Here is a 25,531-nt window from a genome sequence, read left to right as displayed (position 1 = left end):
ATTTCCTTAGCGCAGACTGGATTTGAGTTCGATGAAGCGACGTGTCGCCAGCAGACCCGCCGGGTGCGCGTGCCGGGCCGGTGACAACCATGGGATCAGCGTCGCCATTTGCGCGTGACCGTCCTGACCTTGCAGCGCAGATGTCAGGCGCTGCACATCGGGATCGTGTTCGGGCACGGCGGCGTCCGGGGTGGCGACCTGACGAGTGCGTCTTGGCGCCTGGGCTTTCTCGGACGGCGTCCAGTCGCCGGCAATCCAGTCGTGCAGCAGCTGCTTTTCATAAGGGCTGAACACGCCGAACATCGCCGCACCGTCACCATCGATCAACTGCCAGAAACGGCTGGCCTGCGGGTCTTGATTGCGTTTGATCCAGCCTTTGTCCTGCATCGCCTGAAGGAATCCGGGCAATTGCTCGGGGGTGGCCAGCCACTGATTGACGGTTTTGCCTTCGAAGCGGCAGTAGTCGGAATGCATGTGCTGACCGAACGGACGTTTGCGCTCGAGCATCGCCAGCACTTCCTGTTCAAGGTTGAAACCTTCGATGATCGCACGGCTGCCCTGTCCCAGGTCATTGAGTCGATAGCCCAAAGACACCCGGCGCAAGAATTCGCCACGATCAGCTTCCAGTGGCAGCAGGTCGAGCACCGACTGCACGGCTTTTTGCGCATGACCGGTGCTGGCGTTGTCGATGGTCACGTGGAGGGTGAAGTAGTACGGATCGATGCCCAGCTCGCTGAGTTCATAGGCACTGATCAGCAAGTGCAGCGGCAATTGTTCGTAGCCGAGGTTGTAGCCGATCACCTCGGGCAGAAAGCTTTCGCCACAGGCGCCGAGCGCCAGTTGCAGCGCGCCTTGCAGATAGCGTTCGTCAGCGATGGCGCTGGCGTCCTGCAAACCATGCTCAGCGAGCAGTTTGCGATAGATCACCACATGATTCTGCGCAGGATTGCCGTCGCCGAGTTCTTCCAGATAGGTACACAGCAACCCGTCGAAACGCGGGTCGCGCCACTGCGGCAACAAACCGTACAACCACGCGCCATCCACCAGTTTGGTCGGCGCCACGGCTTGCAGAAAATACAGCGCATGGGCCTTGTTGCTGAAGAACTGGCGCGGCCCGCCAGCCTTGCGCTGTTGCAGGTAGTCGGCGTATTGCCGGGCAACGTCGGTGCAATGTCGGGCGACCCAGGCCTGCCAGGCAGACGGATCCTGCGGCAATTCCTCGGGTAGCAGCGCGGCACGCTGCAACTGCTCGGCGAGAAAATCCTGCGCAAGATTTTCAGGCTGATCCTCGAGCAGCAGTGCCTCATAAATACGCCGCAATTCACCGTTGGCAGTGATGGGCTGGTGCTGCGCACTCGGCGCATGCAGAGGGGTCAGGGCAGTCATGTCAGTGTTCTCGCTCGGTTGGCCGGTCAGGGCGTTGTTTCACGCCTCTACAGCAGCAGAGCAACCGTTACGGAGAAAAATTCAATCGACATGAAAATTGCCCTGACGGACGGCGAAGCCTAATTGATGTGCTCTCCGTCTGCCGATCGAAAACCCCTTAGGTTCAGACTACTCGTTGCACCTCTGCAAAAATCTCTGTGATCGGCCGATGCCGCTGGCGTTTTTGCATCTGTCGCACCTGATCACTCAGTCGCAGCAACTCCTCACTCGGCTTGGCCCATTGATCTTCCGGCAGCGGCTCCGACCACTCGCGCATGACCTCAGGCAGGGTTTGCTTGCCGATTCTTCCGAGGCGGCGCACTTCCCATTCGACGAGGCGGTTGGGAATCGTCCATAGGGTCATGACGTGATACAGGTACCAAAAGAAGCCGGACAGCCGCGTGCGTGAGCCGTCGCGAATCTGCTGGTGCATGCGTGCGCGGGCGTTGTGGAAGGTGTGCAGGCCTTCGTGGGGCGGGTCGTCGGGGCCTTGCAGGTCTTGTAGATCCTGAATCGATTTGAGGTCGTTGACCTCGTATTCCATGTAGCCGCGAATGGCTTCCCAATGGCTGATGGCGAGGGGCAGCGCGGCGCAGGGGAATTCGAGGCTGGTGAGGGTTTCGCCGTGGTAGAAGCCGATGCCCATGCCGTATTGGCGGTGGATGCCGTATTGGGTCGCGCCCTGGGCTTCGATGATCCAGGCGGAAAGGGATTCCCATGGGACGAAGACAGGTTCGGTGGCACCTTCGGGCATGAAGCAGACTTCGCGGCGTTGGCGGTTGAAGCGGGTTGGGATGAGGGTGGCGCGTTTTTTGTGGTTGTGGTGCCAGACGCTGAGGCCGATAAGGAGCATTAAACATCCCACCAGGAATGAAACCCCTTTGCCTTCATTGAAAAGCCCTTCTATTGCGTGAGAAACGTCATCCCACCCCATCCCGAACAAAAAGAACAGGAAGCCGCCGATTAGCGGAAATAAGAACGCCGCCGAGAAGGCAACGCTTAGTGGTCCACCCAAAATGACTTGCCATGAAAACACCTGCGGTGATCCCAACCCAAAATCCATGTACACATCATTCAACTCTCCGATATGCGGGCCGTAGGGTGGCATTAGTGTTGGTAATGGCAGTGGAGAGAGATAAGTAATTTTTCCGCTCGGAAACGGCTCGATATCGCCTGCTTTTCTGGGTTGTTCAAGCTGCGGTATACCTAATGGCTCGACGAGATTATTCGGCATGATCGGCCCGCTCTAAAAACTGAGTTTCGACAAGCAAAATCGGTGGTTTTTCTTTGACCAACTCAGGAACAATCACTGAAAAGTGACCATCGCCTCTCGGATCCAGATGGATCACGCGAGTTCGCGACGCCCACTCGCCTTTGTCGTTCAATTCTTGAATGCAAACTGCCAGTTCCAGAGTTTCCTTGGCTGGAGTGAACTCAGAGTCGGGATCCACCGGATACTGAAGACAGAGCACCAATTTTTCAGGGGTGGACTCGACGATGCGTAGGCTACTGACGACCTCATCACTGATGACCTCTTTGCGTTCTCGTGGCGTTCCTTGGCTGTGTAAGGGCAGGGAAATACGGTGAGCGCCGATGCCTAAACGATGTGTCGACTTACCGCCAAGAGGAGGCAGCAGATCATTCAGCGTCAGTCTGGGCAGCACCAGATGGATATCGCTGGGTTTGGCTTTAAACAGCAGGTTTTTCAGCCAGGAATCGTACGGGTTAGGCCCCAGTTGCGCGTAAGGTGCATGGATCAGAAAGGCTAGATAGCTTTGATAGTCATGCAGTGAGTGATCGCCGCGCATCTCGTCATCCCTGCTCCAAGGAGTAATTTTCAGCCATTTATCGTGAACACTGAGGTTGTAGCGGTTATATAGCCAAGTACCACTGAGTTCCAAAACGGTGAACAGCGCACCCGCCAGATTGAAGCGAAAAAACACGGTTGAAAGGCGTGTACCGGCGGCGGCCCAGGCAGCAGTTCGCGCGGCCTTGTTCGGAGCAGTCAATACAGTGAAAGTGGCGTGAACGGTATGACTTAATCCATACGCGTTAACCGTTACCATGCCGCCAGCGCCTAATGTGGCCAGCGCGGCGGCACCTTGAGCCGAGTGGTCTCCACTGCGAATCGCCTGCTGCCAATTTTTGTACTGGTTGTTAAGACTGATCGCTGATGACACTAATCCGAAACCATAGTTGAAAGCGCCCAGCCCAATATGCAATTTCCCCATTTGCACATGGACGTGCTGCAAGGCATGGGGTTGAAGCGCAGCAACAAGCGCAGTACTACGAGCTTTCATTGCTGTATCAGCAAGACTTTGAGCCGCCGTGAACCCCGCCGCCCCAGTACTTGCCAATGCACCGTAAAGTGGTGCCCACGTGCGCTTATTTTTGGTTCTTCACGGATTACCGGGAAAGACGCTCTTGATCTTCATGAAAAAGAATTCGCTATCCCGGTAACCGTACGCCATCCGCTTGATGACCTTTATTCGATTGTTTATTCCTTCCAACTGACCGGTGTGCATCGGCCAGCGAACCCGGCTCACGATGCCCCGCCAGTAACCCTTTAGCCGTGTGGCGAACTGGATCAGAGCTGGAATTTCGCTTTCATGCGCATGGCGCAGCCATTGCTTCCAGGCCGCTCGCCAACCCCAGGCAGTACTCGGAGTCCAGAGTGTTTTGAGTTCAGCCTTCATCAAATAGACCGTCATCAACGCTTGGTTGGCCGCCAGCAGATCCTCCAGGCGGACCTGTTGTTCCGGCGTTTTCAAGTTCTGCGGATTGCGCAGCAACAGCCATCGCGCCTGCTTGATAACCTTGCGGGCCGGCTTGTCGTGACGCAACCGGTTAGCCTCGTCGACGCGAACCCGATCAATCACCTCTCGGCCATATTTGGCCACCACATGGAAGAGGTCGTAGACCACTCGCGCGTTGGGACAGTGCTGACGAACCTCCAGGTCAAAAGCGGTGTTCATGTCCATCGCCACCGCTTCGATGCGAGCGCAACCCTCTGGCCCCAATTCTTCGAAGAAAGGCCTGACCGCTGCTCGGCTGCGGCCTTCACCGATCCACAGCACGCGGCGTGTATCCGCATCCAGCACCACGCTGGCGTAACGATGACCTTTGAACAGGGCGAATTCGTCCATCACCAGACGTCGCGGTTGCGCCTTTGGCAAAACGCTCAACGCCGCTTGCAAGGCTCGACGCTCCAGCAACCGAACGGTGTCCCAATGCAACCCGAACAGTTGAGCCACATGCAGTGTGGGGAGGCGTTCGCAGGCCTGAATGACCGCCTCGGCCAAACGCCGCGTCATGCGGGCATAGCGGTCCAGCCAACTGACGGCCTCCATACGTTTACCACAGTCACGACAGACAACACGCCTGAGCAACACGCTGAGGCGCACCGCACGGCCGAGAATCGGTAAATCGCGGACGGTTCGCTCGCAATACTCATGCGTGGTTGAACAGGTTTTTTGGCAGCCGCTACAGGAAGGGAATCGGGTGGCGTGGGGAATCAGGTCGATCTGAAGCGCGTCGCCATCAGGCTTGATCGTGACAACAGAAAAGCCCTCCCAAAAAGGAAGGAAAGTATTAATATCGCGCATAAGAACGCCGGTTTGTTAGATGTGTTTGCTCGCACGAACATCATCAATCAAATCGGCGTTCTTGTTTCTGTGTTTCCCGGGATTCCGTGAAGAACCTTATTTTTGGCTTGTTTAGTCAGTTCTTTAATAGCCCCCACCAAGTTCACCACCTGCACCAAAACCACCACCAACCCCATCCCTTCCGTCTTCACCAGACTGGTCCTGGACAGCCCTCCGATCCCCAACCGAATATTCCCCAACAAACTCCGCAACTCCCCCTGCTGTGCCGGAGGAAACATCACTGTCACCCCCGCTCTTGCAGGCGTGGCGCCGTACAACCGGGCCGAGCGATCCGGTAGCTCTTCAATCGGGCTCAACGCCGCCGCCAGCCGTCCTTCCACCTGGGTCAGTTGCGCCCGCACCCGCACAATCTCTTCCTGCAACTCCACCGCCCTTGGCGTCTTGTGGCCCGGGCGATTTTTGTTGTGGGTGAGCTGGTTGCGTTCGCGGTTGAGGGTTTTCAGGTATTCACGTTCGCGCAGCAGCTCTTTGATCACGGTTTGCAGCGCGGCCTGTTCTGTGGGGCTGGCGACGGTGAAGGTCACGCCGCTGGTTTTTGCCGCGTCGAAGAGGCGCAGGCGCAGTGCTTTGGGCAGGCGCTGGAACAGTTCATCGAGGTCGGGGATTTTCTCGCCCGCAAGGTCGAAACCTTCCAGCGCCCGGTCAAGGCCCAGGTTCAGTGCCGGGCTGTAGGTGTCCTGCACGGCAGCCGCGACAACACGGGTGTGTTCGGGCATATCGTCGAGGGCCGGCAGTTGCGGTTGTTCGATCTTTTTCAGTTTGGCCAGCCAGTCCGGCAGGTTGTTGAACGTCGCCATACCGGCGTTGATCAGCGTCGAGTATTGCCCGCTCTGCTCCGATTGCAGGCGCAGCGGCAAGGTGTAGAAGGCGGTTCGGGTCAGTTCCGGGTGTTGCTCCACAAACCCGAGCATTTTCTCGCTGGCTTCGTCGCTGCGGCATAGATCCTTGAGGCAGGCGTACTCGGCGCTGAGCGCTTGATGAAGTTGCGCCGCCACTTGCGCGTCGTAGTACCAGGCGGCGCGGTGGAAGCGTCCGGCGAGCAGCAGTTGCGTGCGGTCGACGGTGATGCGTTCGAGCAGGCGATTCCAGCGGCCGAGATCGTCGCGCAGCAGGTTCAGTCGCTCGTCCATGGCCGGGCGGTCGATCAGGTCGTTGACCCCGCGTTTGCCGCTGAGCAGCGGGCCGTCGAGCACATCCTTGATGCGACGCTCCTGATCCTTGCCGAGGCTGAGCAGGATTTCCAGGTGCCGTTCGACAAAGTCCTCAGGGGCGACTGCAAGAAAGTACCGCCGCGTGTAAAAACGCCGATCCACCTCAGCCGTGGGCGCGGCACGGTTGGGTTGCATTTCGTCGTCGATCCCCTTGGCACGCAATTTTTGCAGCTCGGGCGGTGCCGGCGTATCGGGCTGGATATCCCCGCCCTTGTTCAGATAGTCGAGCAACGCCCGGCGCGTGTTCTCCCGATCCGGCTCGGGCAGTTGTTCCAGATCGGCAAACAGCGCCTTGGCCTGCGGTTGCTCACTGGCCTTGGCCAGACCGTCGAAGTCCTGATCACTGAGCTGACTCAAGGACTCGATGTAACTGGCCAGCAGGTAATCGCGCGCGTTGTTGCCACTGCTGCTCCATTCATCGACCCAACCGACCACAGTGTCCTGATACTCGGCCAGGTCGCGCATCACCCCCAGATCGTCGTCGACCAGCAGAAACAATGTGTCGTCCTGATAGGGCCCGCGTACCCGGCCGAGAAATTCGCCGATGTGTGCCGCGCGAAAACGCTGCGGCTGCTCCCACAGATAAGGTTCGCGTTCGTGCTCGGGGGCGTCGCTGACCTGCACGGTCGGCATGCGCGTGGCGTCACCTTCAGCGACAGGTTCCGCACCGGTCGCCACCTCCGCCAGCCACTGTCGGGTCTGGGCGACGGTCAGTAAATGCTCGCCGCCGGTCAGACAATGCACCGGCCCGAGATCGACCGCTTGCATGAAGTGGTCTCGCTCCTCGCGGCTGTCCAGCACCTGATGGCATTTGCCTGCCGTCCACTGCACTTCGGCGAAGGTCACGTACAGCGTGCTTTGGCGGGAGAAGATCAGCGCCGGACGCTCCTCGATGGCGGCGCGCTGAACCTCAGCCACCGTTTTGCCCTGATGCAAAAGCGCGGTGACGATGCCGTCGAGCATTCGGTACTCGTACAACTCGCCGCTGAGGCTGTCGATGATGTACAGCCAGCCGTCGCGCAAGCGGCGAATTCCCAGCGGGCGGGCGGTCAGGGTGTACGGCAACTTCAATTCCGTGCTCGGATCGAACGCCCTTTCCACCAGACCGTAGCTCAACGGCAGCAACTGCACGTGGGTTTGCTGTAGCGGGCAGCTGTCGAGGGAGCCGAAGGGTTTCTTGGAGGCTGCGGCGGCGTCGAGGATGGCCGGGTGTTGCTTCATGGCCGCCACCTACTGATGGCACCTTTGATTGCGACGGGATAGGCCGCGGTAGGCATTCACATGTCCTCGTGTCTTTTCAGACACAGGACTTTGCATGGGTCAGCAGATTGCTGCAGTCGGGCGAATCGCTTTTGTGTGTAGGACGTATCTGGGAAGCCGAATCAGAAGGCGATGACAGTCACAGAGAGAATGGCAGGCTGGCCTGTTATCGCAGAGTAGCCTGCCGACGTTCGGGATTATTGGCCTTTGCTTCAGACCTGACCCTTGGCCTGTTGCTCCAGATGCACCTGCAATTGCGGATCGATCTGCAGCGCCGCAGCCAGTTCATCCAGGTAGGTGCGTTCGGCGTCTTGCTGGTCGTCCACCAGGATCACGCTGACCAGGTACATTTCGGCGGCCGTCGCCGGGTCGCCTTTGGCCGCCTGCGCGACTTCGTTCGCATCCAGCGGTTTGGCAACTTCAGCGTTAAACCATTGCTGCAATTCTGGATCGTCGGTGTGTTTGCCAATCTCTTCATCGATCATCTGCCGTTCCCGGTCATCGATCTCACCATCAGCCTTGGCTGCCGCGATCAGCGCCCGCAGCACAGCATGCCCGTGTTCCTCAACTTCGGGCCCGGCCAGCAGGTTCGCGGTTGGTGGAATCTGCTGTGGTGCGGCCGATGCCTGGCTGCGTTGCCAGGCCTGATACGCCTGGAACGCCATCATCCCCAGCGAGGCCAGTGCCGCATAATTGGTGCCGCCGGAACGACTTTGTGTACCGCCGCCACCGAGTGCCCCGCCCAACGCGCCGCCCAATCCACCGCCGCCACCGCCGCCACCGCCGCCAAGTAAGCCCCCAGCAATCCACCCAAACCGCCCAGCCCACCGGACTGCGCGCCACTGGCGCCGGTACTCGCGCCGCCGCCCAACAGGCCTCCGAGCAAGCCGCCCAGTCCACCCAGCCCACCGCCGGCCGAACCAGCACCTTGTTGTCCCGCCGAGGCCTGGCCTCGCAGCAGTTGTTCGAGCAAATCGCTGGTGTTCATGATCTCGTCCTCAGGCATTGGCAATAACTGCGTCAGGCAACGATAGACCGCCGACGCCGGCGCGCCAGCACCGTTTGGCTGACACCGGCTGCCGTCGGCGGATTTCGCCGAGGTATTTTTTGTGCGGCCAGCTAAGATTCAAAGGTGATGAACCTTATCCCGGCCTGACCGGTCGATAGCTGCAACCCGACCCGGTTTGCCGGCGCCCTTTGCCAAAGGGTGATAACCGGCTTGCTTCATTTATCTGGAGAACGCCCCTGTGATATCGACCGTACACATCGCCAGGCTCAAAGCATGGGGCGCCCATGGTTTTACCGCGACCGGCGTGGTCACTGCATTTCTGGCGACCCTCGCCCTGCTGGAGAACCAGCCGACCCATTGCCTGATGTGGCTGGGCGTGGCATTGATCGTCGACGGCCTCGACGGGGCGCTCGCACGCAAGGTCAACGTGCAATCGGTGCTGCCGAGTTTCGATGGTTCGATCCTCGATTTGGTGATCGACTACCTGACCTACGTGTTCATCCCGGCCTTGTTCATCTATCGCTACATTCCCCTGCCCGACTACACCTTTCTGCTGAGCGTGTCGCTGATTCTGGTGTCGTCGCTGTTCTGTTTCTGCAACGTCAACATGAAGAGCAAGGACAACTATTTCGTCGGCTTCCCCGCCGCGTGGAACGTGGTTGCCCTGTGCCTGTACATCATCAATCCGGGGCCGTGGATCACCTTTTTGACCATCATCGGTCTGGCGCTGTTGACCGTCACCCGCATGAAATTCCTCCACCCGTTCCGCGTGCGCCGGTTCATGCCGATCAACATCGCGGTCACGGCGATCTGGCTGCTGTGCAGCCTGTCGCTGGTGCTCAATCACCCGGTGATCAATCCGCTGGTGATGGGTTTGTGGCTGCTGGCGTCGGCGTACTTCCTGGGGATCTGCATCTGGCGTACGGCGCTGGAGTGGGTTGATGGGGCGCATTTGAAATAGCGCCATACCTGCCAAACACCATTCCCCTGTAGGAGTGAGCCTGCTCGCGATGGCGGTGTGTCAGTCGGATATTTTTCTACTGACACACCGCCATCGCGAGCAGGCTCACTCCTACAAAGGTTTCATTGATCTTTCAGCGTTTGGTGATGACCACCTCCAGATACTCGCTCGGCACCACCAGCGATCGCTCTCCCACCCGGTTCGAGCGGTTGAGCAGGTCCGCCAGGTCACTCTCCAGCGCCTGCCCGCTTTCCGGCGGCAGTGCCGCAAAGGCCTTGTGCACCGGCCCGTACCAGTGGCGAAAAATGTCGATGAAATGCGCCGCCGAGCGATAGCGGAAGTTGAACGTGCGCCGCGTGACCTGCAGCAGGAACTGGCGCTCATCGAAGTGGCTGTGCAACCACGCTTCGGTGCCCCAGTTCGACGGCGGCTGGGCCACGGCGGGCGGCGGCACGTGGCGGCCGAGGACTTTGAACATCTGGCCGACAAAGCCTTCCGGCGTCCAGTTCGCCAGGCCGATCCGCCCGCCCCGTCGGCAGACCCGCGCCAATTCCGCAGCCGCGGTGGCCTGATCCGGGGCGAACATCACGCCGAACGTCGAGAGCACCGCGTCGTAACTCTCGTCGGCGAACGGCAATGCTTCGGCATCGGCGACCTGAAAAATCACATCAAGATGCTCGGCCCGCGCCCGATCCTGTCCACGCTCCAGCAGCGCCGCGACATAGTCGGTCGAGGTCACCTGACAACCGCGCCGCGCCGCCGCCAGAGTCGCATTGCCATTGCCGGCGGCGACATCCAGCACCTCCTCATCGCAGCGCAAGTCGCAGGCCTCGGCGAGGTTTTCGCCGACGATCTGCAAGGTGGTGCCGATCACCGCATAATCGCCGCTGGCCCAGGCGACTTTCTGGCGCTCTTTCAGGCCCGTCAGATCAATGGGGGTACTCATCAATCGTGCTCCGCTGCAGGTTGGGGGGACTGGCCCACTCACCCCACTATCGCGCCGAGGGTCAACGGCGTCCCAGTCAATCGTCCGAAGAGCCGCTAAAACAGTGGCCGGGCCGATGAGTGGCGGGATTTTGTAAAGCCCTCGAAACACTGGTGGGATTGCCACGACCGTGCTGGAGCGCTTTCGGGCCTGGGACAACGATCAATGGCTGATGGTGCGCGACCTGTGAACGGGCCGCGACTGGCGCTAAACGGCGGAATGGAGCATCACAAATCCCCTGTGGGAGCGGGCTTGCTCGCGAATGCGGTGTGTCAGCTAGCCGATTAGTTGACTGATACAACGCCTTCGCGAGCAAGCCCGCTCCCACAGGGGGATTGTGTGTGCCACAAACGCTGCATCTTGCTCCAGCCCGGCTAGACTGATTCATTACCCGGTCGAGGGGGAATGCAGGACGGAGTCAGCTGTGCCCTGCCCACTTCTGTGACCACTGCCCTGCGGCCCATGCCTCGACATCGTTTTGCCACCGGACGGTGATCCTGTATCAGGAGCACTCGTGATGGACGAATCAAGGCTCAATGCATTCATGGGCAAACTGGTCAACGACATGGGCGGCGCCGCAATGCTGGCGAACGTGATCGTTGGCGAAGAACTCGGGCTGTACCGGGCAATGGCCGACAGTCAGCCGATTACCCCGCAAGCCCTCGCCGAAAAAACCACCTGCAACCCGCGCCTGGTGCGCGAATGGCTCAGCGCCCACGCCGCGTCCGGCTATATGGAACACCACGATGGTCAGTTCCGTCTGCCGGAAGAGCAGGCGCTGGCCCTGGCTGTCGAAGACTCGCCGGTGTATGTCGCCGGCGGACTCGGTGTGGTGGCGTCGTTCTTCCACGACAAGGACAAACTGGTCAAAGCCATGCGCGGCAACGGCGCCCTGCCCTGGGGCGATCACCACCCCTGCATGTTCAGCGGCACCGAACGCTTCTTTCGCCCCGGCTACAAAGGTCACCTGATCGCGGAATGGCTGCCGGCGCTGGAAGGCGTGATCGCCAAACTTGAAGACGGCGCCAAAGTCGCCGACATCGGCTGCGGCCACGGCGCCTCGACGGTGATCATGGCGCAGGCGTTTCCCAACTCGCAATTCGTCGGCTTTGACTTCCACGCGCCGTCGATCACCGTCGCCACCCAGCGCGCCGAAGAAGGTGGCGTCAGCAGCCGGGCGAAATTCCTCCAGAGCACTGCCAAAAGTTACCCCGGCAGCGACTACGACCTGATCTGCTACTTCGACTGCCTGCATGACATGGGCGACCCGGTCGGCGCTGCGCGGCATGCGTTTAAATCGTTGAAGGATGACGGCACGGTGCTGCTGGTCGAGCCGTTTGCCAACGATGCACTGGACGACAACATCAACCCGGTTGGACGACTGTTTTACGCGGCCTCGACCTTTATCTGCACGCCGAATTCGCTGTCGCAGGAAGTCGGCCTGGGGCTGGGTGCGCAGGCCGGTGAAATGCGCTTGCGCAAGGTGTTTGCCGAGGCCGGGTTCAAGCATTTCCGCCGGGCGACGCAGACGCCGTTCAATCTGATTCTGGAGGCGCGCAAATAGATCACCGCTATCACCTGTGGCGAGGGAGCTTGCTCCCGTCGGGTTGCGAAGCGACCGCAACAACAGGCCTGCTGCGCAGTCCAGCGGGAGCAAGCTCCCTCGCCACAAGATTAATGCTAACCTGCGGGCATCGTCCTCCCCGGAGTGCTGACCATGCTCGACAGCCCGACCCGCGAACACCTCGATACCTTGCACCAGGCCATGGCCGATGGCGATTTCCTGGTGCTGACCGGCGCCGGTATCAGCACGCCGTCGGGCATCCCGGATTACCGCGACAGCGAAGGAGTGCGTCGAGGCCGGCAGCCGATGATGTATCAGGAATTTCTCGCCGCCCCGGAATCCCGTCGTCGCTACTGGGCGCGGGCCATGCTTGGCTGGCCGCGGGTGCGTCAGGCGCGACCGAATGCGGCGCATGCAGCACTGGCCGAGTTGCAGCGCCAGGGACTGATCAGCGCCTTGATCACGCAGAACGTCGACACCCTGCACGATCAGGCCGGCAGTCAGGACGTGATCGAACTGCACGGCAGTCTGCACCGGGTGTTGTGCCTGGATTGCGGCCAGCGCAGCGCGCGTGACGACATTCAGCAGCGGATGGTCGAGCAGAATCCGTATCTGGCCGGGGTCGACGCGGTGCAGGCGCCGGACGGCGATACCCTGCTCGACCCGGCCTTCGAAGCACGCTTCCAGACACCGCAGTGCCCGTATTGCGCCGGTGAACGGATGAAGCCGGACGTGGTGTTTTTCGGCGAGAACGTGGCGCAACCGACAGCGGCGCGAGCCATGGCGGCGGCAGAGAATGCTGCGGGATTGCTGGTGGTGGGTTCGTCGCTGATGGCGTATTCGGCGTTTCGTCTGTGCCGGGTGATTGCTGATCGGGGCAAGCCGTTGCTGGCGATCAATCTGGGCAAGACCCGCGCCGATGATCTGCTGGATCTGAAGATCGAGGCGTCATGCGAGCAACTGCTGCCGCTGCTGGTGCAACGCTTGACTTCCTGAATGCCGAAAATCCCCTGTAGGAGCTGCCGAAGGCTGCGATCTTTTGACTTTGTTTTTTTAAAAGCAAGATCAAAAGATCGCAGCCTTCGGCAGCTCCTACAGGGATGGGATCGCAGTTCAGGGTTCAGTGTTCAGTGTTCGGCTTTGAGGATGTCGAACAGTGCCTGCGCCGCTGCCGACAGTTCATTTCCCGGTTCCGTGAGTACACCAATCGCCCGTTCTACCGAGTCATTCAAGGTCAGGCAACACGCACCCAGCTCCTGCATCTGCTCGGCACACAACGCCGGTACCGCACTGACTCCCAGCCCGCTGGCGACCATGCGCCCGACCGTTGCCAGTTGATGGCTTTCGAATTCCACCGGCAGTTTCAGACCCCGGGCCTGCAAGTGTTCTTCGAGCATCACCCGTACCGTCGACGGCCGTTGCAGGGTGATGAACGGTTCCTGCAGCAAGGTCTGCCAGTCGATTTCGCCAAGCCCGGCCAGCGCTGAATCCTGTGGCACCACGGCGACAAAGCGGTCCATGTACAGCGGGGTAAACGTCAGTGAGGTGTTCTGCATCGGCTCGAACGCCACGCCCAGCTCCACCTGCCGGTCGCGGACCATTTCCAGCACTTGCTCGTTGATCACGTCGTTGACCGTGACATTGACGTTCGGATAGCGCGCGCGGAACGTCTTGAGGATCGGCGGCAGCAGGTTGCCGGCAAACGATGGCATCGCCGCCAGCGTCACCCGTCCGCGTTGCAGGCTGAAGCGCTGGCGCATTTCGTCTTCGGCGTTGTCCCAGTCGGCGATCAGGCGCCGGGCCAGCGGCAGCAGCGATTCGCCCTCGGCAGTCAGCGCCACGTTGCGCGTGTTGCGGCTGAACAGCCGCCCACCCAGCCCCTCTTCCAGCGCCTTGATGGTCAGGCTCAGTGCCGATTGCGACAGGTGCAGGCGCTCACAGGCCACAGCGAAGCTCAGGCTCTGGGCCACGGCGAGGAAGGCGCGGATCTGTTTGATGGTCATACTGGATACCTTACCGTTTCAACGTCGTACCTACTGTAGGAGCTGCCGAAGGCTGCGATCTTTTGATCTTGATCTTAAAAAACAAAATCAAAAGATCGCAGCCTGCGGCAGCTCCTACAGGGATAGCGTCAACTATTGAGCTTTATCAATCAATCAACCTTAAAAATCAACTTAACAAATATATCCCTCAGCGAGACACTCCAGTCATTCGGCTAGCCAGCCGCCCGACAAACAATAAAAGAGGTGCATATGGCAGGTTTCGACAAGCGCGTGAGTTCCTACGAGGAAGCTCTGGCGGGTCTGGAAGACGGCATGACCGTGATCGCCGGCGGCTTCGGCCTGTGCGGCATCCCGGAAAACCTGATCGCCGAGATCAAGCGCAAGGGCACCCGCGACCTCACCGTGGTTTCCAACAACTGCGGCGTCGATGGTTTCGGCCTCGGTGTGCTGCTGACCGACCGCCAGATCAGCAAGGTGATCGCCTCCTACGTCGGCGAAAACAAACTGTTCGAAGAGCAACTGCTCAAGGGCGACATCGAAGTCATCCTGACCCCGCAAGGCACCCTCGCCGAGAAAATGCGCGCAGGCGGCGCCGGCATCCCGGCCTTCTTCACCGCCACCGGCGTCGGCACCCCGGTCGCCGAAGGCAAGGAAGTGCGCGAGTTCAACGGGCGCAAATACCTGATGGAAGAGTCCATCACCGGCGACTTCGCCATCGTCAAAGGCTGGAAAGCCGACCATTTCGGTAACGTCATCTACCGCCACACTGCGCAGAACTTCAACCCGCTGGCCGCCACCGCCGGCAAGATCACTGTGGTTGAAGTCGAAGAAATCGTCGAGCCCGGCGAGCTGGATCCGTCGCAGATCCACACCCCCGGCGTCTACGTCGACCGGGTCATTTGCGGCACGTTCGAAAAGCGCATCGAACAGCGCACCATCCGCAAATAATTCAGGCTGACGGAGAATAAAAACATGGCACTTACCCGCGAACAAATGGCTCAGCGCGTCGCCCGCGAAATGCAGGACGGCTACTACGTCAACCTCGGCATCGGCATTCCGACCCTGGTCGCCAACTACATTCCCGAAGGCATGGAAGTCATGCTGCAATCGGAAAACGGCCTGCTCGGCATGGGGCCTTTTCCGACTGAAGACACCATCGATGCCGACATGATCAACGCCGGCAAACAGACCGTGACCGCGCGCATCGGTGCATCGATTTTCAACTCCGCCGAATCCTTCGCGATGATCCGCGGTGGGCATGTCGACCTGACCGTGCTCGGCGCGTTCGAAGTCGACGTCGAAGGCAACATCGCTTCGTGGATGATTCCCGGCAAACTGGTCAAGGGCATGGGCGGCGCGATGGATCTGGTGGCTGGCGCCGACAACATCATCGTGATCATGACCCACGCGTCCAAGGACGGTGAGTCCAAACTGTTGGCCAAGTGCAGCCTGCCGCTGACCGGCGCCGGCTGCATCAAGCGCGTACTGACCGACCTCGCCTATCTGGAAATCGAAAATGGCGCTTTTGTCCTCAAGGAACGCGCACCTGGCGTCAGCGTCGAGGAAATCGTCGCCAAAACCGCTGGTAAACTGATCGTCCCGGATCACGTACCGGAAATGCAGTTCGCTGCCCAGTGAGGAATTCGAAAATGCAAGAAGTCGTAATTGTTGCCGCCACCCGCACCGCGATCGGCAGTTTCCAGGGTTCGCTGGCCAGCGTGTCCGCGGTGGATCTGGGCGCTGCGGTGATTCGCCAGTTGCTCGAACAGACAGGCCTGGACGGTGCGCAGGTCGATGAAGTGATCATGGGTCAGGTGCTGACTGCCGGCGCCGGCCAGAACCCGGCGCGTCAGGCCGCGATCAAGGCCGGCCTGCCCCACGCCGTGCCGGCCATGACCCTGAACAAGGTTTGCGGCTCGGGCCTGAAAGCCCTGCACCTGGGCGCGCAGGCGATCCGTTGCGGCGATGCCGAGGTGATCATCGCCGGTGGTCAGGAGAACATGAGCCTGTCCAACTACGTGATGCCGGGCGCACGCACCGGTCTGCGCATGGGGCATGCGCAAATCGTCGACACCATGATCAGCGATGGTCTGTGGGATGCGTTCAACGATTACCACATGGGCATCACCGCCGAAAATCTGGTCGATAAATACGACATCAGCCGCGAGCAGCAGGACGCCTTCGCCGCCGCTTCGCAGCGCAAAGCGGCGGCGGCCATCGAGGCCGGGCGCTTTGTCGATGAGATCACGCCGATCCTGATCCCACAGCGCAAAGGTGACCCGGTAGCGTTCAAGGTCGACGAACAACCACGCGGCGACACCACCGCCGAATCGCTGGCGAAACTGCGTCCGGCGTTCAAGAAGGACGGCAGTGTCACCGCCGGCAACGCTTCGTCGCTGAACGACGGCGCCGCTGCGGTGATCCTGATGAGCGCCGAGAAAGCCAAGGCCCTGGGCCTGCCGGTGCTGGCAAAAATCGCCGCGTACGCCAACGCCGGTGTAGACCCGGCGATCATGGGCATCGGCCCGGTCTCGGCCACTCGCCGCTGCCTGGACAAGGCGGGCTGGAACATCGGCCAACTCGACCTTATCGAAGCCAACGAAGCTTTTGCTGCGCAATCGCTGGCAGTGGCCAAGGATCTGCAATGGGATCTGGACAAGGTCAACGTCAACGGCGGCGCCATCGCCCTCGGTCACCCGATCGGTGCGTCGGGTTGCCGGGTGCTGGTGACACTGCTGCACGAAATGATCAAGCGTGATGCGAAGAAAGGTCTGGCGACCCTGTGCATCGGCGGTGGTCAGGGTGTAGCGCTGGCGCTGGAACGCGCTTAACCCAAGAGTTCACAGCGCGCGGTGGATCCACGACATCCGCTGCTCGCTGGCAACAAAAACCCGGTGCGACTTGCGTTGCACCGGGTGTTTTTTTGTCCTTTGAAATTTGCAGTGAATGTTCCTCCCTCTTCGCGAGCAAGCCCGCTCCCACAGGGGAATGCATTCCAAGGTGGGAGCGGGCTTGCTCGCGAAGGGGCCAGCTCAGGCAACAGAAAAATCAGACTTACACCGCCATCTGCAAGATCAACCAGGCATTCGCCCCACTGATCACCGCAAACAGCCCCCAAGCCAGCACCCGGGTCGGCAGTCTATTTACAAACGGCCCCATCAGCTGTTTGTCGCTGGTCATGCGAATCAGCGGGTACAGCGCAAATGGCAGTTGCAGGCTGAGCACCACCTGACTCAACACCAGCAACTTGCCCACCGCGTTATCCCCCATCAGCCACACGCCGAGGAACGCCGGGATCAGTGCCAGTCCGCGAGTGATCAAACGCCGCTGCCAGCAGGGAATCCGCAGGTTCAGATAACCCTCCATGATCACCTGTCCGGCGATGGTCCCGGTGAACGTCGAACTCTGCCCCGACGCCAGCAATGCGACGCCGAACAGCACACTGGCCAGCGCGCCGCCGACCAGCGGGTCGAGCAGGTGGTAGGCGTCCTGGATGTCGACCACGTCGGAATGCCCTGACTGGTGAAACGCAGCCGCCGCCAGTATCAGAATCGCCGCGTTGACCAGCAGCGCCAGTGCCAATGAACCGATGGTGTCGATGCGTGCCAGGTTCACCGCGTCCTGCTTGCTTGCCAGGTCCTGGCCGATCATCCGCGTCTGCACGATCGAGGTGTGCAGGTAGAGGTTGTGCGGCATTACCGTGGCGCCGAGGATGCCGATCGCCAGATACAGCGGTGCGGCATCGCTGATCGCCGAAAGCGACGGTTTGAAGCCAGCGAACACGTCTGGCCAGTAGGGTTTGATCAGTACCAGTTCAACGAAGAAACACACGCCGATGGTCGCCACCAGCACCAGCATGATCGCCTCCAGCCGACGGAAGCCACGGTTCTGCAGGGCCAGTACCAGCAGCGTGTCGAAGGCCGTCAGGGCGATGCCGAAAGTCAGCGAACAGCCGAGCAACAAGTGGAATGCCAGGGCGCAACCGAGCACTTCGGCCAGATCGGTGGCGATGATCGAGATTTCCGCCAGCACCCATTGCAGGCGTGCGGCCGGCGTGCTGTAGCGCTCGCGGGACAGCTGCGCCAGATCGCGACCGGTGGCAATCCCCAGGCGCGAACACAGGCACTGCACAACCATCCCCGCCAGACTCGCCAGCAGCACCACAAACAGCAAACTGTAACCAAAACGCGAACCGGCCTCGATGGCTGTCGCCCAGTTGCCCGGGTCCATGTAGCCGATCGACACCAGCAATCCGGGCCCGGCAAAACGCAGCGCACGTTTGAAAAACGAGGCGCGGGGATCGACTTCCACACTGCCGGCCACTTCCGGCGGGCAGAACGGCGCAGTGGCAATTTTGGGTAAGCTGAATTTCACGCACACATCCAGAAACAAGTCGGAAAGTCGCAGCTTAGACGTTTCAGTTGAACCCTTGAAGAGCAAAAGATCGCAGCCTTCGGCAGCTCCTACATTGGAATGCGTTGCACTGTAGGAGCTGCCGAAGGCTGCGATCTTTTGATCTTAACGACTCACACCCAATAACTGCTGACGCAACTCGGGGTTACGGGTACGCGGATCAAGCCAAATGTTGAAAAACGCCCGGGCAAACTGCGGATCATCGATTTCATGCTGCAACTGCTGACCGACAAAAAACCGTGCGCCCTGCCCCGGCAGATACACGCCTGTAATCCGTGTGCCAGCCTGCACATCGACGAACGATTGCTGCATTTGCCCTTGCCACGCGGCCAGTTGTGCCGGACTGACTCCCGAGCCGGCCAGCCGTTTGATTTCATCGACGCTGGCCTGTACCAGATCATCGCGCGAGATCTTGCGCCGGTAGATCAGCTCCAGAGCGAAGGGTTGTTCGGTCGACAACGGGCGTGCCGCGCTCCACAACCGAGCGTTGTAGACGTCGAAACCGAACACACTGAAATCCCCGGTGCCGATGATTTGCGCGCCGGGCACGGCGTCCTGCCAATTGGCCCAGATCGGGGTGAGTAACAACGCCCACAAGCCGATGCCACAGCACCCACGCAGCAACTTTGATGGTTTGCTCATCGCGGTATCGACTCCGGTAAACCCTGATCTTCAGAGCATAGCGGATATCACCCGCAGACTTTGTATACAAAAACTGTCGATCAATGCGCCAATCGGTTACCTTGGCCACTTCCTTCCCCGAGGCCTCCCGCGTGCTGATTCTCAAATTACTGCTGATCCCCGGATTTCTCCTGCTGATTTCCCTCGCCGGCAAGCGCTGGGGGCCGAGCGTGGCCGGTTGGCTGTCGGGGTTGCCGGTGGTGGTCGGGCCGATTCTGTTTTTCCTCGCCATCGAACAGGGGCCGCAGTTTGCTGCGCAATCGGCGGTCGCGGCGCTGTCAGCGATGTTCGCCATGATCGCCTTCTGCATCACCTACGCGCAGGTGGCGCAGCGGGCGAACTGGCCGTGGGCGTTGACGGTTTCGCTGTCGGTTTGGGCGGGACTGGCGCTGGTGTTGTCGCTGATTCCGCCGTCGCTGCCGTTCTCGATCGCTGCGGCGGCGATTGCCCTGTTGGCAGCGCCGCACCTGTTTCCCGTCGTGCAACCGGTGTTGAATGGCCCGGCGCCGAAGTCGGACAAACTGATCTGGCGCATGATTGCCGGCGCGGCGCTGACGCTGCTGGTGACGATGCTCGCGAGTACCGTGGGTGAGCGCTGGAGCGGCCTGCTCGCGGTGTTCCCGGTGCTCGGCAGTGTGATGGCGGTGTTCTCGCAGCAGACCCGCGGCCCGGCGTTTACCGCAGCATTGCTGCGGGCGACGGCGATCGGCATGTACTCGTTCTCGGCATTTTGCCTGGTGTCGGCGCTGACCCTGCCAAGCCTGGGCCTCAGCGGATTCATCGCCGGTGTCGCGGTGTCGGTGGCCATGCTCGGCGTCACTCGCAAGTTGCTGGCTCGACAGGTCCCGGCAAAGGCTAACCATCCCAAGGCTGACGCAAACGCCTGACAAACCGCGCTGGAATGCCTGGCATGCTCCGTGGGATCATCGCCGCCCTGGCGCGACCATCCCTCGGAGATTCACATGTCATTGCTCAGCAAGAAAGCCGTCGTCCTGTTGCTGGCGGCGGTCGCCGGTTTCGGCGCCCTCAACGCCCAGGCAGCCAAGCCCAAGGAAAAAGCCTCGACCAACAACGTGTCGATGCTCGACGGCAAGTTCACCTTCGTCCTGCCCAAAGGCTTCACCGCCGACCCGCTGCCGGCCGGGCCAACCGGTGCCAAGGGCACGATGTACACCAATCAGGCGACCAAGACTGTGGTCATCGCCGCCGAAAACCAGATCGCCGGTGGCGCCAGCGTCAAGGACAACGACAACGAATTTCTCGATGGCAGCCTGGCGAGTTTCATTGATGATCAACGCAAGGCTCTGCCGGATTTCAATAAGCTCAGTGAAAAAAGCCTGACCCAGAAAAGCAGCGGCCTCGGTGTGCGTCAGGTCGACAGCACCGCCACTCAGGGCGGCGGCCAGACACTCAACACCACCCTGCTCGCCGCCTCCGGCAAGCGCATGGCGCTGGTCCAGGTGATTTCCCGGGCCAACGACAAGAGCGGTCACGATGCGCTGGTGAAAACCATCCTCAAGGACAAGTGATCGTCACGGATTGAGCTGCTGCAGCCAGGCATTCAAGTCGCGCAACTCGGCCGCGCTGATGCTGTGGCCGACGCCGGGATAGGCGTGAAACTCGGGTGTGTAGGCGAGTTTTTGCAGCAGCGCATTGGCCGCGGTGCCGTCGCGGTACGGCACCCGATCATCGGCGGTGCCGTGGCCGATGAAGATCTTCAGCGGCAACGGTTGTTGCTGCGCCTTGAGCTCGGTTTTCAATACCGGCAACAGCCGTCCGCTCAACGCCGCGATGCCACCGACCGCCACGGGCGGACGCAAGCCCACTTCGTAGGTCATCATCGCGCCCTGGCTGAAGCCGATCAGGTACACCTTGTCCGGGCTGGCGTGATATTTCTGCGCCGCCTGCGCGATAAAATCCCGCAACTTCTGACCGCTGGCCTTCAGATCATCGGTCTCGCCGTTGTAGGCACCTTCGCCTTTCTTGCGAAACCACTGGAAACGCCCTTCGCCCAACGCCAACGGCGCCTGCACCGACAAGTAGTTGTACTGCGCCGGCAGCTGAAACTTCATACCGATCAGATCGGCTTCGTTACTGCCGTAGCCGTGCAGGAAAATCACCAGTGGCCGGGTGTTCGCGTCCGGGTGAACCTGTTCGATGTACTTCAGCGGCAAGTCGCTTTGCAGCGTGGTTTGCGCATGGACGGCGCTGGACGCCAGGAGGGTTAACAGGGCAAACGCCTTCAACATAAATCCTTCCTTCACAGAGTGACGGGTTCGTCGGTGAGCCTAACACTCTCTGAAGATTGTAGTGCTGGCGAGACCGCTATCGCGAGCAGGCTCACTCCTACAGGGACAACGCATTCCAAATGCAGGAGTGAGCCTGCTCGCGATGAGACCGGAAAATCCAAGGAAATCTGTCAGTCGTTGATCAGCTTGCCCACCCGAATCGGCGCACGCCCCGCCACCTTGGCCTGCCAGATCCCCGGCTGGGTGTAACGCCCGCGATCAATCGCAAACAGCACGCCGCTGGTGCCGGCGCGCACGGTAGTCAGCCGGTCATTCAACGGATCCACCACCTCGAACAGCGCATCGCCCTTCTCGACCCATTCCCCGGCATTGCGCAGGAAGCTGACCACGCCATGGTGCGGCGCAAACAGGTATTCGGTGCCTTCAAACGGCATGCCTTCGCAGCACTCGGCCGGTGCCGCCGGCCATTCGCCGCTGATGAAGCCCTGCTCGGCGAGAAAGCCGAGAATCGCTTCGCAATTGGCCCGGGCCTGATCGACCCGCGTGTCGCCCATGCTGCCCAGTTCCAGGGTGGTGGCAAGGTTCGCCGGGGGAATCGCCGCGTTCGGGAACGCCCGCGCCAGGCGCAGCCACGGCGACGAGCACGATTCGTCGAACGAACTGCCACCGGAGTCTTCACACAACAGCGCAACGCCAGCCTTCAGTCGCGCCGCCAGCGATTGCCAGCGCGGCCAGTGTTGGGGCAGCGCGTAAATGTGAATCGCCGCTTCAAAATCGCAATGCAGGTCAAGAGTGATGTCGGCGTCGCAGGCATGGCGCAGCAGCAAGCGGTGCAGTGCTTCCAGTTGCGAGGCCGGGGCTGGCAGCTCATCGAGCACCTGCCCCATGGTCTGACGGATCAAGGCGATGTTGGCCGCGGCATCGCTGCCCAGCTGCTCACCGATTCGCGCCGCCACCGGCGCACTGAGTTCAACAAACGAGCGGTTGAAATTCTTCCCGCTACCCAGCTCGAAGCGGCCCATGTGGCTGCCCTGCAGGTGTTGGTCGAGGCCGATCGGATTGGCCACCGGCACCAGCTCGATCACGCCTTGCAGACGACCCTGCTGTTCCAGCTCGTTGAGGCGTTGTTTGAGTTCCCATGCGGTGCGCATGCCCGGCAGTTCGTCGGCGTGCAGACTGGCCTGGATGTACACCTTGCGAGTGCCCGCGCCGTAACGGAAGATGCTGAGGGAACGTTCGCTGCCCAAGTGGCTCCAGGGCAGAACATGGTCGATGCGTTGCATGGGTAACTCCTGAAAATTGAATCGGCGAAAATCCCCTGTGGGAGCGGGCTTGCTCGCGAAGGCGGTGTATCAATCAATGATTATGTTGAATGTTATACCGCCTTCGCGAGCAAGCCCGCTCCCACAGGGGGTCTTTGTCTTCAGGGAAAGAGCACAAAAAAAGTGGCCACCGCGCAAACGGGGCCACTTTTTTCTACAGCGTATTAATGACCGTACACATCAAAGTCGAAGTACTTGTCCTGGACTTTCTTGTACTCGCCATTGGCGCGGATTTCGGTGATGGCCTTGTTGAATTTCTCGGCCAGTTCGGTATCGCCCTTGCGTACGGCAATCCCGGCACCGCCGCCGAAGTACTTGGCGTCTTCGTAGGTCGGGCCGACGAATTCGAAGCCTTTACCGGCGTCGGTCTTCAGGAAACCGTCGCTGAGGTTGACCGAGTCCGCCAGCATCGCGTCGAGACGGCCGGATTTCATGTCCAGGTTGGCTTCCTGTTGCGAGCCATAGCGCACCACTTCAAACCCGGCGTCCTTGGCCATGTCGGTGGCATAGCGGTCGTGGGTACTGGCGCGCAGCACGCCGACTTTCTTGCCCTTGAGCTCGGTCAGCGGGTCTTTGACACCGGAGCCTTCCTTCATCACGAAGCGCGCCGGGGTGTGGTAGTACTTGATGGTGAAATCGACGTTTTTCTTGCGGTCGTCAGTGATGGTCATCGAGGACAGGATCGCGTCGATCTTCTTCACTTTGAGTGCCGGGATCAGGCCATCGAACTCCTGCTCGACCCACACGCATTTGACGTCCATCTGTTTGCACAGGGCATCGCCGATATCGACGTCGAACCCGGTGAGTTTGCCATCAGCGGTTTTCATCGAGAATGGCGGGTAAGCGGCTTCGATCCCCAGACGAATCGGTTTGGCGTCTTCAGCCACAGCGGTCAGGGACAACATCGACAGTGCCAGGGCACCGAACATCACTAGCTTCTTCATTTATTACTCCTGTGTGCGGAGGCTTTTATTGGCAGCTTTCGATAGAACGTTCGGTCATGGCTTTTTGAAAGCAAAAACCGAAGTGGCCGGCAGTCTATGGCGACGCGCATAGGGCAAATTGTGTTTAAGCGACAAATACTTACAGAAAATCGGCGCCACCGTTGACCGGGATCAACGGTGCGCCGACATGGTGCAAAGGCTGTAGGACAAACCCTCGAAAAGGGTACCTATTACTCATGTAGGAGCTGCCGAAGGCTGCGATCTTTTGCTCTTGTTCTTAAAAAAAGTCAAAAGATCGCAGCCTTCGGCAGCTCCTACAAAACCATTCAGCATTCGCAGGCGATGGGGGTTTTGGCGGGTTGTTCGACGCTCAGCGAAAAGCCTTCATCCAGCCATCCGGTCACGCCGCCGATCATTTCCTTGACCGGGTAACCCAACGCCGCCAGTTTCACCGCTGCCTTGTTGGCGCCGTTGCAGTGCGGGCCGGCGCAATAGACCACGAACAACGTGTTCTTCGAGTACTGCGCCAGGCCTTCTACGGTCAGCAAACGTGTCGGGATATTGATGGCACCCGGCACATGACCGCGCTCGAACGCCAGCGGCCCGCGCACATCGACCAGCACAAAATCGACTTCGCCGGCCTCCTGGCTGCTGAAGACGTCGGAACAATCGGTCTCGAAGGTCAGACGGTTGCTGAAATGCATCAAGGCAATCGCTGACGGTGCGGCAGGAATTTCGCGAACCAGGCTGGTCATGCTGTTTAGCTCCTACATCTGTTGGGGGTGTGAACAGACTTTATCGGGCCAGCACTTGGCGCTACAGTGGCGGGCAAGACACTCACCGGGAATTTTCCGCCAAATGCCAAATTCACCTGGATTGGTCGCGATTCTGGCCTACGACGGCCTCTGTACGTTCGAGTTCGGCATCGCCGTGGAGATTTTCGGCCTGGCCCGGCCTGAGTTCGATTTCCCGTGGTACGAGCATCGCATCGTCGCCGTCGACCAAGGGCCGATGCGCGCCATGGGCGGGATTCAGGTACTGGCCGACGGCGGCCTGGAACTACTGGCACAGGCGCGCACCATTATTATTCCCGGTTGGCGTGACCGTGATGCCGAGGTGCCGCCGGCCCTGATCGACGCCTTGCGACAGGCCTACACCCAAGGTGCGCGGCTGCTGTCGATCTGCTCCGGGGTGTTTGTGCTGGCCGCCAGTGGCTTGCTCGACGGCCGCGGCGCGACCACACACTGGCGCTACACCGATGAACTGGCGCGGCGCTTCCCGGCGATTGCGGTGGATCCGGATGTGCTCTACGTCGACTCCGGCCAGTTGATTACCTCGGCGGGCAGCGCCGCCGGGATCGATGCGTGCCTGCATCTGGTGACACGGGATTTCGGTACCCAGGTCGCCAACGCGGTGGCCCGGCGTCTGGTGATGTCGCCGCAACGCACTGGCGGTCAGGCACAGTTCATCCCCACGCCGGTCAGCCCGACGCCACGCAACGACTTGTCGCGGGTGATGCAGTGGGCCCGCGAGCGCCTGCACCAACCACTGGAAGTTCGCGATCTGGCCAGCGAAGCGGCCATGAGCGAGCGCACTTTTCTGCGGCGTTTCACCGAGGCCAGCGGGCAATCGCCCAAAGCGTGGCTGCAACACGAGCGACTGGCCCGGGCGCGGGAGCTGCTGGAAAGCACCGTGCACAACACCGAACAGATCGCCCAGCGCTGCGGTTATCGCTCGGTGGAAAGTTTTCGCGTGGCGTTTCGCAGCGTGGTCGGGGTGCCGCCGTCGGTGTATCGGGAGCGGTTTGGGCGTGGGGTCACAGCCATTTCCTGATGGTGA

22 protein-coding genes and 1 pseudogene are annotated in these 25,531 nt (G+C 60.5%); 9 read left to right on the top strand and 14 right to left on the bottom strand.

Annotation, left to right across the window (positions count from 1 at the left end; all coding sequences use genetic code 11):
* Positions 1-6: 6 nt before the first annotated feature.
* The 6 genes and pseudogenes from JFU48_RS18395 to JFU48_RS18370 form a co-directional block, all read right to left on the bottom strand.
* On the bottom strand, positions 7-1,386 hold the full coding sequence (locus tag JFU48_RS18395) for an iron-containing redox enzyme family protein (RefSeq protein WP_201137226.1): 1,380 nt from the start codon (positions 1,384-1,386) through the stop codon (positions 7-9).
* Between the two features lie 163 nt (positions 1,387-1,549).
* A complete protein-coding gene (locus JFU48_RS18390) occupies positions 1,550-2,659 on the bottom strand; it encodes a SoxR reducing system RseC family protein (RefSeq protein ID WP_201137225.1) in 1,110 nt (369 codons plus the stop codon).
* Positions 2,649-3,725, bottom strand: coding sequence for a hypothetical protein (locus tag JFU48_RS18385; protein ID WP_201137224.1), 1,077 nt, complete (start codon positions 3,723-3,725; stop codon positions 2,649-2,651). Before JFU48_RS18385 ends, JFU48_RS18390 begins: the two co-directional genes overlap by 11 nt.
* A 99-nt stretch (positions 3,726-3,824) precedes the next feature.
* Entirely contained in the window at positions 3,825-5,030 is a 1,206-nt protein-coding gene (locus tag JFU48_RS18380; RefSeq protein ID WP_201135813.1) for an ISL3 family transposase, read from the bottom strand.
* 47 nt (positions 5,031-5,077) lie between these two features.
* On the bottom strand, positions 5,078-7,522 hold the full coding sequence (locus JFU48_RS18375; protein ID WP_201137223.1) for a toxin VasX: 2,445 nt from the start codon (positions 7,520-7,522) through the stop codon (positions 5,078-5,080).
* 251 nt (positions 7,523-7,773) lie between these two features.
* Positions 7,774-8,549, bottom strand: a pseudogene (locus JFU48_RS18370) (tellurite resistance TerB family protein).
* Positions 8,550-8,808: 259 nt separating this feature from the next.
* On the opposite strand from JFU48_RS18370, the gene pcsA reads away from it, so the two are divergent.
* Positions 8,809-9,531: a phosphatidylcholine synthase gene (pcsA, locus tag JFU48_RS18365; protein ID WP_201137222.1), complete on the top strand. Its 723-nt coding sequence runs from the start codon at positions 8,809-8,811 to the stop codon at positions 9,529-9,531.
* 133 nt (positions 9,532-9,664) lie between these two features.
* Here pcsA and JFU48_RS18360 read toward each other — a convergent pair whose 3' ends face one another.
* Entirely contained in the window at positions 9,665-10,477 is an 813-nt protein-coding gene (locus tag JFU48_RS18360) for a class I SAM-dependent methyltransferase (RefSeq protein WP_201137221.1), read from the bottom strand.
* 556 nt (positions 10,478-11,033) lie between these two features.
* Here JFU48_RS18360 and JFU48_RS18355 point away from each other — a divergent pair.
* Positions 11,034-12,080, top strand: a complete 1,047-nt coding sequence (locus tag JFU48_RS18355; RefSeq protein ID WP_103484856.1) for a class I SAM-dependent methyltransferase — start codon at positions 11,034-11,036, stop codon at positions 12,078-12,080.
* A gap of 153 nt (positions 12,081-12,233) precedes the next feature.
* On the top strand, positions 12,234-13,076 hold the full coding sequence (locus JFU48_RS18350; RefSeq protein WP_103484857.1) for an NAD-dependent protein deacetylase: 843 nt from the start codon (positions 12,234-12,236) through the stop codon (positions 13,074-13,076).
* A gap of 131 nt (positions 13,077-13,207) precedes the next feature.
* Here the strand turns inward: JFU48_RS18350 and JFU48_RS18345 are convergent, their stop codons facing one another.
* The gene (locus JFU48_RS18345) at positions 13,208-14,083 is read right to left on the bottom strand and encodes a LysR family transcriptional regulator (protein WP_045122537.1); all 876 of its coding nucleotides are present in this window, start codon (positions 14,081-14,083) and stop codon (positions 13,208-13,210) included.
* A gap of 249 nt (positions 14,084-14,332) precedes the next feature.
* Here JFU48_RS18345 and JFU48_RS18340 point away from each other — a divergent pair, with 249 nt between their 5' ends.
* From JFU48_RS18340 to JFU48_RS18330, 3 genes are read left to right on the top strand one after another with little or no spacing between them, the layout of a single operon-like run.
* Positions 14,333-15,031 (top strand): CoA transferase subunit A, encoded by a 699-nt coding sequence (locus JFU48_RS18340; RefSeq protein WP_201137220.1) that lies wholly within the window; start codon positions 14,333-14,335, stop codon positions 15,029-15,031.
* Positions 15,032-15,055: 24 nt separating this feature from the next.
* Positions 15,056-15,721: a CoA transferase subunit B gene (locus JFU48_RS18335; protein WP_003226176.1), complete on the top strand. Its 666-nt coding sequence runs from the start codon at positions 15,056-15,058 to the stop codon at positions 15,719-15,721.
* An 11-nt stretch (positions 15,722-15,732) separates the two neighbouring features.
* Positions 15,733-16,914, top strand: coding sequence for an acetyl-CoA C-acetyltransferase (locus JFU48_RS18330; protein WP_201137219.1), 1,182 nt, complete (start codon positions 15,733-15,735; stop codon positions 16,912-16,914).
* A gap of 223 nt (positions 16,915-17,137) precedes the next feature.
* Here the strand turns inward: JFU48_RS18330 and JFU48_RS18325 are convergent, their stop codons facing one another.
* Both JFU48_RS18325 and JFU48_RS18320 read right to left on the bottom strand, forming a co-directional pair.
* A complete protein-coding gene (locus JFU48_RS18325) occupies positions 17,138-18,457 on the bottom strand; it encodes an Nramp family divalent metal transporter (protein WP_201137218.1) in 1,320 nt (439 codons plus the stop codon).
* 144 nt (positions 18,458-18,601) lie between these two features.
* Positions 18,602-19,138, bottom strand: coding sequence for a chalcone isomerase family protein (locus tag JFU48_RS18320; RefSeq protein ID WP_201137217.1), 537 nt, complete (start codon positions 19,136-19,138; stop codon positions 18,602-18,604).
* A 131-nt stretch (positions 19,139-19,269) separates the two neighbouring features.
* Here JFU48_RS18320 and JFU48_RS18315 point away from each other — a divergent pair, with 131 nt between their 5' ends.
* Both JFU48_RS18315 and JFU48_RS18310 read left to right on the top strand, forming a co-directional pair.
* Complete coding sequence (locus JFU48_RS18315) at positions 19,270-20,064, top strand: hypothetical protein (RefSeq protein ID WP_201138495.1); 795 nt, start codon at positions 19,270-19,272, stop codon at positions 20,062-20,064.
* 75 nt (positions 20,065-20,139) lie between these two features.
* Complete coding sequence (locus tag JFU48_RS18310; protein WP_103485104.1) at positions 20,140-20,706, top strand: hypothetical protein; 567 nt, start codon at positions 20,140-20,142, stop codon at positions 20,704-20,706.
* 3 nt (positions 20,707-20,709) lie between these two features.
* Here JFU48_RS18310 and JFU48_RS18305 read toward each other — a convergent pair whose 3' ends face one another.
* The 4 genes from JFU48_RS18305 to JFU48_RS18290 form a co-directional block, all read right to left on the bottom strand.
* Positions 20,710-21,426, bottom strand: coding sequence for an alpha/beta hydrolase (locus JFU48_RS18305; protein ID WP_201137216.1), 717 nt, complete (start codon positions 21,424-21,426; stop codon positions 20,710-20,712).
* A gap of 170 nt (positions 21,427-21,596) precedes the next feature.
* Positions 21,597-22,709 carry a succinylglutamate desuccinylase/aspartoacylase family protein gene (locus tag JFU48_RS18300; protein ID WP_201137215.1) on the bottom strand — a complete coding sequence of 371 codons (1,113 nt, stop codon included), beginning with the start codon at positions 22,707-22,709 and terminating at the stop codon, positions 21,597-21,599.
* 203 nt (positions 22,710-22,912) lie between these two features.
* Positions 22,913-23,692, bottom strand: coding sequence for an ABC transporter substrate-binding protein (locus JFU48_RS18295; protein ID WP_003226194.1), 780 nt, complete (start codon positions 23,690-23,692; stop codon positions 22,913-22,915).
* Positions 23,693-24,018: 326 nt separating this feature from the next.
* Complete coding sequence (locus JFU48_RS18290) at positions 24,019-24,447, bottom strand: rhodanese-like domain-containing protein (protein ID WP_201137214.1); 429 nt, start codon at positions 24,445-24,447, stop codon at positions 24,019-24,021.
* Positions 24,448-24,550: 103 nt separating this feature from the next.
* Between JFU48_RS18290 and ftrA the strand changes: the two genes are divergently transcribed.
* Complete coding sequence (ftrA, locus tag JFU48_RS18285; RefSeq protein ID WP_103485100.1) at positions 24,551-25,525, top strand: transcriptional regulator FtrA; 975 nt, start codon at positions 24,551-24,553, stop codon at positions 25,523-25,525.
* The last annotated feature ends 6 nt before the right edge of the window (positions 25,526-25,531 follow it).

The sequence above is a fragment of the Pseudomonas sp. TH49 genome, from assembly GCF_016650625.1.
GTDB lineage: Bacteria > Pseudomonadota > Gammaproteobacteria > Pseudomonadales > Pseudomonadaceae > Aquipseudomonas > Aquipseudomonas fluorescens_H.
This window is presented reverse-complemented; position numbering and strand designations above follow the sequence as displayed.

Coding starts and splice junctions, on each gene's coding strand:
- JFU48_RS18320 (WP_201137217.1), bottom strand. CDS start 19,138: ATGAGCAAACCATCAAAGTTGCTGCGTGGGTGCTGTGGCATCGGCTTG.
- JFU48_RS18385 (WP_201137224.1), bottom strand. CDS start 3,725: ATGAAAGCTCGTAGTACTGCGCTTGTTGCTGCGCTTCAACCCCATGCC.
- JFU48_RS18380 (WP_201135813.1), bottom strand. CDS start 5,030: ATGCGCGATATTAATACTTTCCTTCCTTTTTGGGAGGGCTTTTCTGTT.
- JFU48_RS18375 (WP_201137223.1), bottom strand. CDS start 7,522: ATGAAGCAACACCCGGCCATCCTCGACGCCGCCGCAGCCTCCAAGAAA.
- JFU48_RS18350 (WP_103484857.1), top strand. CDS start 12,234: ATGCTCGACAGCCCGACCCGCGAACACCTCGATACCTTGCACCAGGCC.
- JFU48_RS18355 (WP_103484856.1), top strand. CDS start 11,034: ATGGACGAATCAAGGCTCAATGCATTCATGGGCAAACTGGTCAACGAC.
- JFU48_RS18290 (WP_201137214.1), bottom strand. CDS start 24,447: ATGACCAGCCTGGTTCGCGAAATTCCTGCCGCACCGTCAGCGATTGCC.
- JFU48_RS18335 (WP_003226176.1), top strand. CDS start 15,056: ATGGCACTTACCCGCGAACAAATGGCTCAGCGCGTCGCCCGCGAAATG.
- JFU48_RS18340 (WP_201137220.1), top strand. CDS start 14,333: ATGGCAGGTTTCGACAAGCGCGTGAGTTCCTACGAGGAAGCTCTGGCG.
- JFU48_RS18390 (WP_201137225.1), bottom strand. CDS start 2,659: ATGCCGAATAATCTCGTCGAGCCATTAGGTATACCGCAGCTTGAACAA.
- JFU48_RS18300 (WP_201137215.1), bottom strand. CDS start 22,709: ATGCAACGCATCGACCATGTTCTGCCCTGGAGCCACTTGGGCAGCGAA.
- JFU48_RS18395 (WP_201137226.1), bottom strand. CDS start 1,386: ATGACTGCCCTGACCCCTCTGCATGCGCCGAGTGCGCAGCACCAGCCC.
- JFU48_RS18295 (WP_003226194.1), bottom strand. CDS start 23,692: ATGAAGAAGCTAGTGATGTTCGGTGCCCTGGCACTGTCGATGTTGTCC.
- JFU48_RS18305 (WP_201137216.1), bottom strand. CDS start 21,426: ATGTTGAAGGCGTTTGCCCTGTTAACCCTCCTGGCGTCCAGCGCCGTC.
- JFU48_RS18345 (WP_045122537.1), bottom strand. CDS start 14,083: ATGACCATCAAACAGATCCGCGCCTTCCTCGCCGTGGCCCAGAGCCTG.
- JFU48_RS18310 (WP_103485104.1), top strand. CDS start 20,140: ATGTCATTGCTCAGCAAGAAAGCCGTCGTCCTGTTGCTGGCGGCGGTC.
- JFU48_RS18330 (WP_201137219.1), top strand. CDS start 15,733: ATGCAAGAAGTCGTAATTGTTGCCGCCACCCGCACCGCGATCGGCAGT.
- ftrA (WP_103485100.1), top strand. CDS start 24,551: ATGCCAAATTCACCTGGATTGGTCGCGATTCTGGCCTACGACGGCCTC.
- JFU48_RS18360 (WP_201137221.1), bottom strand. CDS start 10,477: ATGAGTACCCCCATTGATCTGACGGGCCTGAAAGAGCGCCAGAAAGTC.